The sequence below is a fragment of the Corynebacterium sp. HMSC074A09 genome, assembly GCF_001811545.1.
GTDB lineage: Bacteria > Actinomycetota > Actinomycetes > Mycobacteriales > Mycobacteriaceae > Corynebacterium > Corynebacterium hiratae.
Genome location: NZ_KV805147.1, coordinates 87,961 through 101,158, shown reverse-complemented (window position 1 = coordinate 101,158; position 13,198 = coordinate 87,961). Strand labels below are relative to the sequence as shown.

Annotated in this window: 11 protein-coding genes; 5 read left to right on the top strand and 6 right to left on the bottom strand. The window is 62.6% G+C overall.

Features of this window, described 5'->3' with window-relative positions:
• Positions 1-20 precede the first annotated feature (20 nt).
• A complete protein-coding gene (locus HMPREF2807_RS05845; protein ID WP_049154717.1) occupies positions 21-968 on the top strand; it encodes a 2-dehydropantoate 2-reductase in 948 nt (315 codons plus the stop codon).
• Between the two features lie 27 nt (positions 969-995).
• Here HMPREF2807_RS05845 and HMPREF2807_RS05840 read toward each other — a convergent pair whose 3' ends face one another.
• Positions 996-3,092, bottom strand: a complete 2,097-nt coding sequence (locus HMPREF2807_RS05840; protein ID WP_070511113.1) for a PhoX family protein — start codon at positions 3,090-3,092, stop codon at positions 996-998.
• A 170-nt stretch (positions 3,093-3,262) separates the two neighbouring features.
• On the opposite strand from HMPREF2807_RS05840, the gene lysS reads away from it, so the two are divergent.
• On the top strand, positions 3,263-4,837 hold the full coding sequence (gene lysS / locus HMPREF2807_RS05835) for a lysine--tRNA ligase (protein WP_070511110.1): 1,575 nt from the start codon (positions 3,263-3,265) through the stop codon (positions 4,835-4,837).
• Between the two features lie 147 nt (positions 4,838-4,984).
• Positions 4,985-5,923, top strand: coding sequence for a hypothetical protein (locus tag HMPREF2807_RS05830; RefSeq protein WP_070511203.1), 939 nt, complete (start codon positions 4,985-4,987; stop codon positions 5,921-5,923).
• 1 nt (position 5,924) lies between these two features.
• Here HMPREF2807_RS05830 and HMPREF2807_RS05825 read toward each other — a convergent pair whose 3' ends face one another.
• A complete protein-coding gene (locus HMPREF2807_RS05825; protein WP_046647209.1) occupies positions 5,925-6,266 on the bottom strand; it encodes a hypothetical protein in 342 nt (113 codons plus the stop codon).
• A 270-nt stretch (positions 6,267-6,536) separates the two neighbouring features.
• Here HMPREF2807_RS05825 and HMPREF2807_RS05820 point away from each other — a divergent pair, with 270 nt between their 5' ends.
• Positions 6,537-7,937 carry an MDR family MFS transporter gene (locus tag HMPREF2807_RS05820; protein ID WP_070511108.1) on the top strand — a complete coding sequence of 467 codons (1,401 nt, stop codon included), beginning with the start codon at positions 6,537-6,539 and terminating at the stop codon, positions 7,935-7,937.
• Here HMPREF2807_RS05820 and HMPREF2807_RS05815 read toward each other — a convergent pair.
• The 4 genes from HMPREF2807_RS05815 to HMPREF2807_RS05800 form a co-directional block, all read right to left on the bottom strand.
• Positions 7,934-9,175, bottom strand: a complete 1,242-nt coding sequence (locus HMPREF2807_RS05815; protein WP_070511106.1) for a serine/threonine-protein kinase — start codon at positions 9,173-9,175, stop codon at positions 7,934-7,936. The two genes, HMPREF2807_RS05820 and HMPREF2807_RS05815, sit on opposite strands and share 4 nt — an antisense overlap.
• A 111-nt stretch (positions 9,176-9,286) precedes the next feature.
• The gene (locus HMPREF2807_RS05810) at positions 9,287-10,780 is read right to left on the bottom strand and encodes a serine/threonine-protein kinase (RefSeq protein ID WP_070511104.1); all 1,494 of its coding nucleotides are present in this window, start codon (positions 10,778-10,780) and stop codon (positions 9,287-9,289) included.
• A 2-nt stretch (positions 10,781-10,782) separates the two neighbouring features.
• Entirely contained in the window at positions 10,783-11,448 is a 666-nt protein-coding gene (locus HMPREF2807_RS05805) for a hypothetical protein (RefSeq protein ID WP_046647212.1), read from the bottom strand.
• 122 nt (positions 11,449-11,570) lie between these two features.
• Complete coding sequence (locus HMPREF2807_RS05800; RefSeq protein WP_070511101.1) at positions 11,571-12,257, bottom strand: hypothetical protein; 687 nt, start codon at positions 12,255-12,257, stop codon at positions 11,571-11,573.
• 234 nt (positions 12,258-12,491) lie between these two features.
• Between HMPREF2807_RS05800 and HMPREF2807_RS05795 the strand changes: the two genes are divergently transcribed.
• Positions 12,492-13,198, top strand: a 707-nt coding sequence (locus tag HMPREF2807_RS05795; protein WP_304439985.1) for a Clp protease N-terminal domain-containing protein, incomplete at its 3' end; no start/stop codon positions are given.

The window sequence follows — 13,198 nt, the reverse complement described above, 5'->3', positions numbered from 1 at the left end:
CCACCAGCTAGGTTGGAGACATGAAGATTGGAATTCTGGGAGCCGGCGCCATCGGCGGATACTTTGGCGGAAAACTGAAAGCAGCGGGCCACGACGTCGCCTTCGTCGCTCGCGGTGAGACCTTGCGGGTGCTGGGGGAGACGGGCGTGACGCTGATCGACGCCCACGCGGAACCCACCACCACCGAGGTCATAAAGGTCCCGGCTGCCCACACCTTTGCTGAGGTCAAAGAACTCTTGGGCGGATTGGACGTGGCGATTATCGCGTCGAAGGCGCTGCCGGGCAACGAGACCTTTGGAAGCGCGGAGGACCGCGAGGCGCTGCAGGGAATCCCGGTGGTGACCACGCACAACTCGGTCGAGATTCCGTACTTGGCGGCCGAGGAATTCGGGGAGGAAAACATCCTCGCCGGTGTCGCTCGCGTCTATGCCACGCGCCTGGCGCCGGCACGGATCAAGCGCAACCCAGGGCCTTTGGCTTTGGCTTTCGGACCGCTAAGTGCCGATGCGCCGGAGTCCCTGCGCCGCACGGGCGAGGAACTGGCGGCGGCGCTGAAGGAGTCTGGGGCTTCCAGCAAGTTCCATGACGCCGCGCTTGTCGACGTTTGGTCGAAAGCCATGTTCGTTACCCCGACAGGAACTCTGGGCGCCTTGGTGGATAAACCGATTGGTTACCTCTGCCAGGAAATCCCCGGCCAGCTTGAGGCATTCATGCGGGAAGTCGAGGCCGTCGGGCGCGCACTCGGCGTGAAGCTGCCGGAGAACGTGGTGGAACAGACCATGGAGTTCGCCCGCCAGCAGCACCCGGACAGTACGTCCTCGATGCAGCGCGATATCAAGGAGGGGCTTCCCAACGAATTAGACGCCCAGGTCGGAGCGATCCGACGCATGGGCGTCAAAGCTGGCGTTGCAACCCCGTTGTGGGACTTTGCACAGGAGGTGCTGGAGGCGCAGCTGCGCACCGCCTAAGAGTGCGCACTACGCAACGTCGGTGCCTTATTCGGTACCGATCTTGCCGCCCTTCTTCCACACCACAACCACGGCCGGGCGCGGGGTGGACTTACCGCCATCAGGCCAGTGGGAGGTGGCGTTGTCGAAGGTGGCGTCATCAGACTCGCCCGGGTGCTGAACGTTGACCATGACGCGGTCATCGTCGACGATCGGGCCACAGGTCTCCGCGCCCGCCGGGACGGTGAGGAAGCACTTGAGCTCGCCGCGGGTCTCGCCCTCGGTGGTCACGGCGTAGAGGCCGTCGTTAGAGTCCAGCGCGTTGCCGTCAGTGGAGATCCACAGGTTGCCGTGGTTGTCGAAGGCCAGGTTATCCGGGCAGGAAATCGGGGAGACCTTCTCCTTATCAAAGCCACCGAAGTAGGTGCTGGCCTCACGCGGGTCACCACAGACCAGGAAGAGGTTCCAGGTGAACTTCTCGCCGGCGTGGTCATCCTCGAGCTCCATGACCAGGCCGTTCTTGTTCTCCTTGACCGGAGCCCATTCCTTGGCGTCTTCCTTGTTCTTCTTGGCGTTCTCACCGGTGGCGCCGCGGTACTTGTTGTTGGTCAGTGCGATGTAGACCTTCTCGGTCTCCGGGTGAACCTCAACGTCCTCTGGGCGGTCCATCTTGGTGGCACCCACCTTATCGGCGGCCTCACGGGTAAAGACGGCGACTTCTTCGGCGGACATGCCGTCCACGTGGGACTCGAACTTGTTGTTCTCCGTATCGGAGGTCAGCAGCTTGACCCACTCACCGGTGCCGTCGAAAGCACCGTCCTCCGGCAGGACGCCGGAGCCGTCGATTTCCTTCTCCGGGGAGTTGCCCTCCATCTTGGCCACGTACAGGGTGCCGTGGTCCAGGATGGTCATGTTGTGCTTCAGGTCGCCCTCCTTGTACTTCTTGGAGGAGACGAACTTGTAGACGTACTCGAAGCGGGAGTCATCGCCGGAGTAGCAGACCACGGTGCCATCCTTGGTGATGTGGATGTTGCCGGCCTCGTGCTTGAAGCGGCCCACAGCGGTGTGCTTAATCGGGGTGGACTTCGGGTCCAGCGGGTTGATCTCCACGAGCCAGCCAAAGCGGTTCGGCTCGTTCGGCTCCTTGGTCACATCGAAGCGGTCATCGTACTTTTCCCACTTACGCTCGGACGGGCCCTCCTCGATGCCGAAGCGCTTGAGAGACTCAGCGGCCTTCTCATCCTTGACATCGCCACCGGCGAAATACTGGTCGAAGTTTTCTTCGCCGGACAGCATGGTGTTCCACGGGGTCACGCCACCGGAGCAGTTGTTGAGGGTACCCAGGACCTTCTCACCCTTCGGGTCGGCGGAGGTCTTCACCAGATCAGTTCCCTTGGCGGGGCCGACCAAGGTGAAGGGGGTGGTGGCGGTAATGCGGCGGTTGAGCGGGCCGAATTCGCGCTTGAGCTCGCCGGAGCCCTTCACCTTGGAAACCTCGAGGATGGTGTGGCCGTGGCCAGCCCAACCGATCTTTACCTGCTCCTCGGTAGGGTTCTCCGGGTCGTAGTCCGGGAACATCATCGGCTCGGTGGTGTACTCGTGCGAGCACATGTAGATCATGCGGTTCTTGTCATCCGGGTGCTCGATGAGGCCGGCGAAGTCATTGTTGAAGCCGAACTGCTTCTCCGCATCCGCGGCAGTCTGGTTGTTGACGTCGAATTCCGGCGCGCCCTCGATGACCGGGTCACCCCAGGCAATCAGGACGGACTGCTCATAACCCTTGGGGATGACGACCTCATCCTTGGTGTTGGCCTCCACGGCTTCAAAGTGCATGCCCTCGGCGGAGGTGAGCTCGATGTCAGAGCCCTTGACCTCGCTGGTCTTGTTGGAGGAGCTGCCAGCCGCAGACCCGTTGTCATCCGGCGCGGCACACGCAGCCAGCGCAGAGGAGCCACCGACGGCGACGACGGCCAGACCACCGGCGCGCAGAGCAGTGCGGCGGGAGAACTGGTCACCAAAGTAAGGGTTATCGGAGGTGTTCTCGCACTCGCCGAAGCAGGCATTACCGCACTTGTAGGTGCAGGTAAGAGAAGAACGAGAAGAGGTAAACATGTTAGCCAAGAGATTGCGGCCGTTGAGTGTCATGAAAATATGCTCCAAAAATCGAACTCGTTGGTTGCGCGGGGATGTCGCAACGGACGCACTGAGTTAATACGGTTGAGATGGCCGCGCGGTTGATGCTGTCTAACGGCTAGATGAACACTCTGTGAACCGGGATCGCGCCAGCGTATGGGGATCGACTACCCTAGACAACCGTGAGCGAGAAGAAGAATACTGAAGTTACTGACGTCCCCGAGCAGCTGCGCATCCGCCGCGAGAAGCGCGCCCGACTGTTGGAGTCCGGCACCGAGCCTTATCCGGTGACCGTGGACCGCACGATCTCCCTGCGGGATCTCCGCCAGCAGTTCCAGGTCGTTGCAGAGGGCGAAGAGCCGGCCGCGGAAGAGGGCGTCACCTACCTCAGCGCGGGTGAGGAGACTGACGTCGAGGTAGCCATCGCCGGCCGCCTTATCTTCATGCGTAATACCGGCAAGCTCTGCTTTGCCACCTTGCAGGATGGTGATGGCACCCAGGTACAGGCCATGCTGTCGCTGGCGGAGGTAGGGGAGGAGCGCCTCGCCGCGTGGAAGTCTGACGTTGACCTGGGTGATTTCATTTCCGTACGCGGCCGCGTCATTGCTTCGCGCCGCGGCGAGCTCTCCGTCATGGCTTCCGAGTGGACCATGGCGGCGAAGTCCTTGCGCCCGCTTCCGGTTTCCTTCGCTGACATGAACGAGGAAACTCGCGTGCGCCAGCGCTACAACGATCTCATCGTGCGCGAGGAGGCCCGCAAGAATGCCATGACCCGCGTGAAGGTCATGCGTGCGTTGCGCAACTACCTGGAGGATCAGGGCTTCGTGGAGATCGAAACCCCGATGCTGCAGACCATCCACGGTGGTGCGGCGGCCCGCCCGTTCGTGACCCACTCCAATGCCCTGGACATCGACCTCTACCTGCGCATCGCTCCGGAGCTCTTCCTGAAGCGCGCTGTCGTCGGCGGCATTGACCGCGTCTTTGAAATCAACCGCAACTTCCGCAACGAGGGCGTTGACCGCTCCCACTCCCCGGAGTTCGCCATGCTGGAGACCTACGAGGCATGGGGCGACTACAACGACTGTGCTCGCACCATTCGCGAGTCCATCCAGTCTGTGGCCCGCGCGGTCTTTGGCTCCACCACCGTCACCCTGGCGGATGGCACGGAGTATGACCTCGGCGGCGAAGAGTGGCCGGAAATTGAAATGTACCCCTCCCTCAACGAGGCTCTGCAGCGCAAGTTCCCCGGCCAGCCGGAAGTGACCATCGACTCCACCGTCGAGGAGCTCAAGGCGATTGCCGACGTCATCGGGCTCGACGTCCCGAAGAACGGCGGCTGGGGCCACGGCAAGCTGGTGGAGGAGATCTGGGAGGTGCTCTGCGAGGACCAGCTCGAGGGCCCGATCTTTGTGAAGAACTTCCCGGTTGAGACCTCCCCGCTGACCCGCCAGCACCGCTCGCAGCCGGGTGTGACGGAGAAGTGGGACCTGTACGTGCGCGGCTTCGAGCTGGCCACGGGCTACTCGGAGCTGGTGGATCCCGTAATCCAGCGCGAGCGCTTCGAGGACCAGGCCCGCCTTGCCGCCGGCGGTGATGAGGAGGCCATGGTGCTGGATGAGGACTTCCTCGCCGCCATGGAGCAGGGCATGCCGCCGACAGCCGGTGCTGGCATGGGCATGGACCGCCTGCTCATGGCCCTGACCGGCCTGGGCATCCGCGAGACCGTGCTCTTCCCGATCGTGAAGCCGGAGCACTAGTTTCTCCTAGCTTCCACCTGCCCGCGCCCGCCACTGTGGTGGCTGCGCGGGTTTTCTGGTTTTCTCATTGCTGCGCCTTCAGCCCCCAATGAGGGAAAACTGCTGCGGCAGGCCGCAGGATTGACCAATCCGTGGGAAGATGCAGGTGTGACAAAGCTTCTGAATGCCCTGCCCCTCGCACTGATCGCCTGTACAGCGGCAGCGTGTTCTGCTGCTGAGGATTCCACCAGCGGTGAACCGCAATTCCACAACACCTCCACCGCCGAGACTTCCGCCGATAACGCTGAATCTACGGCAGCGAGCCCGTCTCCGACGTCTGGGAAGGACAAGGAAGGCGACTCGGGTCTTAAGGAACAAGCTAAGGAAGACTTCATCGCCACCAACTTGGGGCACGCGACCTCCACGGTGTATGGAGTGAGCAGCCCAAATGACCGCGTGTCCTGCACAGTCACTGAGGATCAAGGTTTGATCGGGTGCAGCGTCATGTTCGCTGATCCGCCCTTGTACCCGGCGACCGGGCAGCCGCTTTGGCTCTCCAATTCCGTCAATTTCGATGCGAACGCGGGCTTTTATCCCAATGTGAAAATGGGAGGAGACGCCGCGGCACCCACCAGGCTGGAAGCAGGGAACACCGTCACGATGAACGGGGTGACGTTTGAATCCGTGAGTGAGGATGAATTCACGGTCAAGATTGATGGCCACCACTTCACAGTGAAAGACGATGGTGAATACTACTCCGATACCTTCCCGCCGGAGCCAGATGGGGAAGGAAAAGCCATGACCGGAACTATCTGTGGGGACCTCGGTAATGGCGAATACGTCTATGCCAAAGAGAATGGGACGAACTGCGCGCGGGCAATGGAGGTTCTTGAGTATTACAAGAACTATGACTTCGCGCCCATGGAGGGCGGCAACCGCGGGTACCTCATGGAAGATGACTTCAGCTGCTCCTATAACGCCGATCCCGGCTGGCCAGACGAGCCCGACTATCGGTGGCTGGGCTGCAGCATCGAAGATGGCGGCGCAGTCGTCGTCTTGGACCCGACCGCGCGTGCACTCGTGTCCGAGAAAGGTGGGCAGCGCTAGATCAGTGCGGGCCGCGAGTCAGCGTGAGTTCGTAGGAGCCGCTGGGCGTCGTGAAGCACAGCAGCGAGGTGCCCTCGGGGATGGCTGCGGTAGCGTGCGGCAGTAGCCTGATGGGGCCGTGCGTGCGGATGCGTGGGGAGGATAACTCCGCCGCCAGGAAGCTGCCCACGTTACTCACCATCCAGTTGTCCTCCTGCTGCCAGAAGTGGAGGAAGTGGCGGTGCATGGAGGCGTCATCAGGAGCCAGTGGGAAGTCCCCCGCGCGGCCTGCCACTAGCTGCTGACCTGGGCGCACGACGGCGCGTTCCCCAGCGGAGTTAGTGACAAGGAGGTCGCGCTGCATCCAGAGGCCTTTCTGTAACTTTAGGCAGTAGCTTTTAGAGCTTTGAGTAGTACGGAGGGCGCTGTCACCTTTACACTGCCGTGTGGCCTAGCGCACTCGCTGAGATTCTGGGGAGTGCCACCCAACGAGGGCTCACATTTGGCTCGTGTGGCACCCCCGGCCACCAGAGGAATACACTAAATCGCTCACGTGTTGTCTTTTGGGTGCTGACGATGTGAGTAGTAGCGCTGAAGACCCAAAATAGAAAAGTTGAAAGGTGTAGCCGGCTGAATGTCCGCTGAAATCCCTTCGAAGGTAATAACTACCCTCAGCATCCTGGTGCTGGGAGCGATGGTCATGATCCTCAACGAGACCTCGCTCTCCGTTGCGCTACCGGCCATTATGGCGGACTATTCCATCCCCGCCACGAGTGCGCAGTGGTTGCTGACAGGGTTCATGCTCACCATGGCAGTGGTTATCCCCACCACCGGTTTCCTTCTGGAAAGGCTCACGACGCGTCAGATTCTCGTTGCGTCCGCGGGGCTCTTCCTGGCCGGAACCGTGGTGGCGGCCCTCGCGCCGAGCTTCTTCATCCTGCTGGTGGGCCGCGTCCTTCAAGCTGGTGGAACCGCTTTGATGATCCCTACTCTTATGACCGTGGCCATGACGCTGGTCCCAGCGCAGCGTCGGGGTACGGTGATGGGCATCATTTCCGTGGTGATCTCCGTGGCCCCGGCATTGGGCCCCACCGTCGGCGGAGCGATTCTCAACCACTTCACCTGGCACGCCATCTTCTGGTCCATGGCTCCGCTCATCGGCCTCATCCTGGTTGCCGGGCTCTGGCGTTTGGACAATGTTGGTGAGAACCGTGATACCCCGCTCGACGGCCTCTCCGTCATCCTTTCCGCCTTCGCGTTTGGCGGTTTGATCTACGGTTTATCCTCGATAGAAAAGATGCTGCAGGGTGACGGATGGGTGGATATCGCCGTTACCGTGGTGGGCGTTATCGCGCTCGTCGTATTCATCCGTCGGCAGCGGCGCTTGGCGCTGGAGGACCGCGCCCTGATGGATCTGCGGCCCTTCCGCGTGCGCAACTTCACCCTCGCGGTGATCATCCTCCTCCTGTCCTTTGGGCTCATGCTGGGAATGGTCACGGTTTTGCCCATCTATCTGCAAACCACCCTGGGGGCTACGGCCTTTGCCACGGGGTTGGTGGTGATGCCGGGCGGCATCCTCCAAGCCTTCCTTTCCCCGATTGTGGGCCGGCTCTTCGATTCCTATGGCCCGCGCCCGCTTATGATTCCTGGATCACTGCTCATGGTGGCCGGGCTGTGGCTCATGGCCACCTTGGGTGAGAACTCAGCTGTGTGGATGGTCGTGGGTATGCACGTGATCTTCTCCCTCGGCATGTGCTTGATGATGACGCCGCTGATGACCACTGCGCTGTCCTCGCTTCCGAAGAAGCTCTACTCGCATGGCTCGGCAATCATGAACACTTTCCAGCAGTTGGCGGGTGCGACGGGAACGGCTTTGCTCGTTGTCTTCCTCACCCGCGGCACCCTGGCTGGCGCTGCCGCTGGGCTAAGCCCGGCCGCGGCGACGGCGCAGGGAACGCACTGGGCTTTCCTGTTTGCCGGCGTGGCCGGCATCGCCATTGCGGTGATAGCACCGCTGCTTAAGCGCGCGGTTTAACACAGAGGTAGGTTGAGGCGGATGTCCTCTGCGTCCTCGCCCCAGACGAGGACGGCGTCGGTGGAGTCCTCGGCGCTCATGTAGAACACCGGCTCGGAATCGGAAATGTCGTAGCTGTACACGGTGCAGCGTCCGTTGGATAGTTCCTGCGCGCCCTGCGTCGGGCCGGCGGCCTCGCGCTGGGTGACGTCCCCGTACCGCGCCACGGAGTAGCTCACGCCGTCACCAACGCACGTAATCTTCGCCTCTTGGCCGTCCTCCGGAGCACGGGATTCGCAGGTGGCGCCGTTGAAGCCTTCGTCGCCGGGGCGGGAGCTGATGAGCCCGGGGTGGCCGTCGGCAAGCGCCTGCTCTGAGTCGGACCACGCCGACCTCCCCAAGAAGAACCACAGCAGCCCACCAACCAGGAGCAGGAGAAGAAGGCCCACGCCCAAGCCCGCAAAGACCTTGCCCTTCGATTTCGAGGTGCGCGTGGTGGGTGATGACTCCGCGGGATCGGCAGCATAGCCAGGCTGGGGTTGCTGGGGTTGCTGCGGCCCGGCCCACTCCGCCTGCGGGGCGGCGGTGTGTTGCGGAGCTGACTGCCACGGGGCCGCGCCCGGGCCCGGGCTGTCCGCGTGTGTGCTGCGCACGGCGTCGATAACGGCGGCGGCTGAGGGGTAGGCGGCCGCGGCGCGGAAGCCTGGGTAGGCCGCGGAGACGAGCTGGGCCAGGCGGTCGATGACCTCCTTCGCGGAGGCAGTGGGGGCGTCGGTAGCGGTGGCTGGGCCGACTGAGGCGAAGAAGGCGTTCGAGCGGTTATCGGTGAGGATGATGCGTCGCGGGTTGAGCGCACGGAGAGCAAAGCCAGCGCGGCCCTGCTGGATAAGGAAGTCCGTGGCGTCGGCCAAGGGAGCAAAGACGGCGAGAGCCTCCTCCTGGGAAAGGTGGTGGGCGCCGATGCCAGACGACGTGTACTTCGACAGCTGCTCGCCCGGCAGGCTGCGGCGCACAAAAAACTCCTGACCATTGTTCATCGTGCCCGTGCCCACGACGGGGGCAATAGCGCTGTGCTGCAGCTGGCCAACGATTCCGGACTGGCGGAGCACGCCGCGGTGCTCCGGACCATAAATCTCTACGAGGAGTTCGTCCTGCGAGGGATCTTCCACGAGAAACAGCGAGGAGCCCGCCCCTTGGTCCAAGACAGCCTTCTCGCGCAGCCGGTGCTGGGTAGTGAAAAATTCAGGAAGCGTAGTCACGGTGAGAGAAATCCTTCGTGGAGGAGGTAGACGGTGAGGTATAAGAATCTTCCTCATTCTAAAGGCGACACCGTGTCCATGGGCGTGACACAGCGCTCCCGCCAGGGTGGGCTAACAGATGGGCAAGCTCAAACGGTCCTCGTGGGCATGCGGACCAGCAAGAACGAGAGCAAAACGCGCGGAGACTCCCGAGGGGTACACTCCCCACGTTCCCGGCTGGTGAGGGATTTCCGCCGAGGTGATGCTGCACGCATCCTGGACTAAGACGTCGAGGCGGCGCGGCATGATGGAGTTACGGTTGTCCTCCGTGCCGAAATCAGCTGCGACGAGCGTGAGGTCGTCGCTCCTGCACACGATTCGAGCTTGCTGCCCCGCTTCCGGCAGCGCGGGGCGGCAGTCGAGGTTGCGCCACGGAGCGCGGCCAGGGTGCTCCGGCAACAGCTGTGGAAATTGTTGGGCCAGAACTTCGTCGTGCTCGTCCCACCCCGCGCCGTACAGCGCTAGTCCGCCGGCGACTGCCAGACACAGCAACACCGCAGCAAGCACGCCCCCGAGGATGCTCAGATGGCGGCGCCGCGGCTGCTGGGCGCGCTCGTGCTGGGCGCGCTCGTGATGGGGGCTGGCCGGTAGCGTAGCAGGGCCGGCGGCAGCATCCGGGGCTGCGGGGCGCGGCGCGGACGCCAGCTCACTCAGCTCCGCGAGCATAATCGATGCAGTGGCGAAGCGCTGCTGAGGATCCGGGTTCAACGCGGAGGCGAAGAAAGTGTTGAGGGCGGGGGCGAGGGGAGCGTCGCCAGGCGCCAGATTATGAGCGGTCAACTGCGGTATCACACGGCTGTGCGCCCACTGCTGGGGACTGGTGGCGCGGCGCAGATTAACCAGAGTGAGCATCTCCAGCGCGATGAGCGCGAGCGAGTAGCGGTCACTGGCGGCGGTCGGCTGCGGTGGCTGCTTGACCAACTGCGTGGGGTAGAGCTCCGGCGCCATGTAGGCATCCGTGCCCACGCGCAGGCCTTCGCGGGTCAAGCGCGTCGTGTCCTCATTGATGGCGATGCCAAAGTCCGCCAGCATGACGGTACAGCCCTCGTTATCACTGTGGGCCGTGGGGGAAGGCGTGCTATCGGCGATGATGTTCGCGGGCTTGACGTCGCGGTGAATGACCGGCGATGGAAGGGCCGCCAGGTAGTCCAGGGCCTGTGCGATGGGCGCGAGCAGCTGCACGGTTTCCTCCACCGTGAACTTGGAATTGTCCAAGATCCGCTGGTTAATGTGCGCCTCCAAGCTAGGGCCGCGCAGAAATTTCATAATGAAATAAGGCACGCCGCCCGGGGTGATGTCGCCATCGTAGATAGGCACGATGGCCGGATGCTCGAGTGCCGCGACGGTGCGCATCTCCGCCATGAAGCGGCGGACCTCCTCATCATCCTCGGCCGCATGCTGCGCGATGACCTTGATGGCGACCTCGCGGTCCAAGCTTTCCTTGCGGGCAAAGACGATGGTGCCCATGCCACCCGCACCGATCTGGTGGAACTGCGAGTAGCCCTTGGCGCTGAGCTCGGGCTCAAGATCCAAAGGCAGACCGGAAGCGGTGGGCTGACTGTTCATGGCTATGCGGCGACGATGATGGGCTGGTGAATGACAAAAGGCTCATAACCGGCCTGCCGGATGCTGATCTCTGCGACGAAGTCGCCGGGGTCGGTGAGCCGAGCAACCAGCGTGCACTCGCCGGACTCACAGTCCACGACGAAATCCTCGCCCTCCTTGAGGTGGTGTGACTGGGTGTCGTCGAGAAGCGCCACCTGCCATTCGGCATTGTTATCCAGATCTGCCTCGTCCCCACTCAAGTTCGTGGCCTGCACGCTGAGGACAAGGGCACCCCCGGTGGCCCACTGCAGTACGCCGGTCGGGGCAGAGCCGCCGATGGCCCCGTCGTAGCGCCGGTTGTCCAGCTCAACGCGCAGGGTTTGGAAACCGTAGGGCTCCACGCCCGAGTAGGTGGCCACGATTTCGTTGACCACTCCTGGGCCCGCTTCCTTCTTCGTGAGCAGGTAGGTGCCGTCCTCCTGACGCAGGTGCGAAGGTTCGCTGGGTTCTGGGATCTCGGAATCGGTGCCCTCGACAGGAACGTCTTCGTGCTGGGACAGGGTGGTCTGGCCCGTGACCGTGAACTTGGGCGCATCCTCCGCGGTGTCTTTGTTCGTCGCGCACGCAGACAGCGCGAGGAGCGCTACGCCGAGTCCAGCTAGCGCGCGCGGAGAGACGGAGGCGAACATTGGTTGTCAGATCCTTGCAGAGGGACAGATGAGGGATAGAAGGGGATAAAAATAGATAGGGGCCAGAATCAGACAAAGAATAACAGCACCGGTGAGCGGCTTAAAACAATAATGCTGAATTGTTATGAAAGGTGCGCATAGTAGTGCGGGTGCGCGGCCGCGAATTGGGCGAGCACAATGCGCCATGAGATCTTTTGGCCCGGCTGGAACTGCGGAACGCCGAGCTTTTGCAAGGTCTCCGCCAGCGTCTGAATCTTGCGCTCTACTTTCTTTTCCGTCCAGTCCAGGGCCTCTGCTAGCTCGCGCTGACTACTCACGACCACCCGTGGCTCCGCAGCGGGGTTGTCGAGGAGCGGCTGAGCGAGGGTCTTGAGCAGCAGGCATTGCTCCTCATTCGGCTCGAAGACGTGGGTGGTAAACGGTCCATCCGGTGGAAGGCTGGGCTGTGGGCTGCGCAGCGACTGCATGACGGTGAGCTCGCACTCGTAGCTCATGGTGGCAGTGGAGAAATAGAGCGTGGAGGTTCCCGGGTGCAGGACCTCAATGCTGCCGGGGCTGATGAGGGTGCGGCCGAAGCCGCAGGCGGCGGGCGGCTGGATCGTAGCGGCGATGAAACTGCCGATGTTCTTGATGAACCACTGTGAGCCATTGGACCACACCTGCAGGAACGTGCGGTGCATGGCGGGATCATCGGAGGCCAGTAGGAAGTCCCCCTGGCGGCCAAGGGTGACGCTTTCGGAGACCTCGAGGAGGCGGGAGTGCCCAATCAGATCGTCGATAAGCAGAGTGCCGTGCTGTGCCTGTTGCATCGGGGGAGGCTCCTTCCCGCGGGGATGTAACCAGTGTTGACTGAAGAGTTACTTTACTTTAAGGCTTGCGCGCAGGCGCTTGGCGACGCCTCCCGCCACCTGTTCGCTACCGGCGTACAGTGGCTCTACCTGGGGAAATGAGGTTTTTGAGTAGGGGGGTGCGGAATTCGCGAATGGAGTGTCCGCCCCGCGCGTTAGAGTGGATGACACATTTACAGCGAAAGGTAAGAGGTAATGTTCGAGAGGTTTACTGACCGTGCTCGCCGCGTCATCGTTTTGGCGCAGGAGGAAGCACGCATGCTCAACCACAATTACATCGGCACCGAGCACATCCTCCTGGGGCTTATTCACGAAGGCGAAGGCGTAGCGGCCAAGGCTTTGGAATCCATGGGGATCTCGCTGGAGGACGTCCGCCGTGAGGTGGAAGAGATTATTGGTCAAGGTTCTCAGCCGCACACCGGCCACATCCCATTTACCCCGCGCGCGAAGAAGGTTCTCGAGCTCTCCCTGCGTGAGGGGCTCCAGATGGGCCACAAATACATTGGCACTGAGTTCCTGCTGCTCGGCCTCATCCGTGAGGGTGACGGCGTGGCGGCTCAGGTGCTGACCAAGCTGGGCGCCGACCTGCCGCGCGTGCGCCAGCAGGTTATCCAGCTGCTCTCAGGCTACGAAGGGAATGAAGGCGAAGGCGGCCAGTCCCAGGGTGGCCCCGGCCCGGTAGGTGCCGGTGCCGGCGCTGGCCAGGGAGGCCGTGTTGGCCCGGGTGGCTCCGGCGAGCGCTCCAACTCCCTGGTGCTGGACCAGTTTGGCCGCAACCTCACCCAGGCTGCGCGCGACGGCAAGCTGGACCCAGTCGTGGGTCGCGATTCCGAGATTGAACGCATCATGCAGGTTCTGTCTCGCCGCACCAAGAACAACCCGGTGCTCATCGGTGAGCCCGG

Excerpts from the sequence above, each read along its gene's own strand:
- HMPREF2807_RS05845 (WP_049154717.1), top strand. The coding sequence starts at position 21 with ATGAAGATTGGAATTCTGGGAGCCGGCGCCATCGGCGGATACTTTGGC.
- HMPREF2807_RS05840 (WP_070511113.1), bottom strand. The coding sequence starts at position 3,092 with ATGACACTCAACGGCCGCAATCTCTTGGCTAACATGTTTACCTCTTCT.
- HMPREF2807_RS05825 (WP_046647209.1), bottom strand. The coding sequence starts at position 6,266 with ATGCAGCGCGACCTCCTTGTCACTAACTCCGCTGGGGAACGCGCCGTC.
- HMPREF2807_RS05820 (WP_070511108.1), top strand. The coding sequence starts at position 6,537 with ATGTCCGCTGAAATCCCTTCGAAGGTAATAACTACCCTCAGCATCCTG.
- HMPREF2807_RS05810 (WP_070511104.1), bottom strand. The coding sequence starts at position 10,780 with ATGAACAGTCAGCCCACCGCTTCCGGTCTGCCTTTGGATCTTGAGCCC.
- HMPREF2807_RS05805 (WP_046647212.1), bottom strand. The coding sequence starts at position 11,448 with ATGTTCGCCTCCGTCTCTCCGCGCGCGCTAGCTGGACTCGGCGTAGCG.
- HMPREF2807_RS05800 (WP_070511101.1), bottom strand. The coding sequence starts at position 12,257 with ATGCAACAGGCACAGCACGGCACTCTGCTTATCGACGATCTGATTGGG.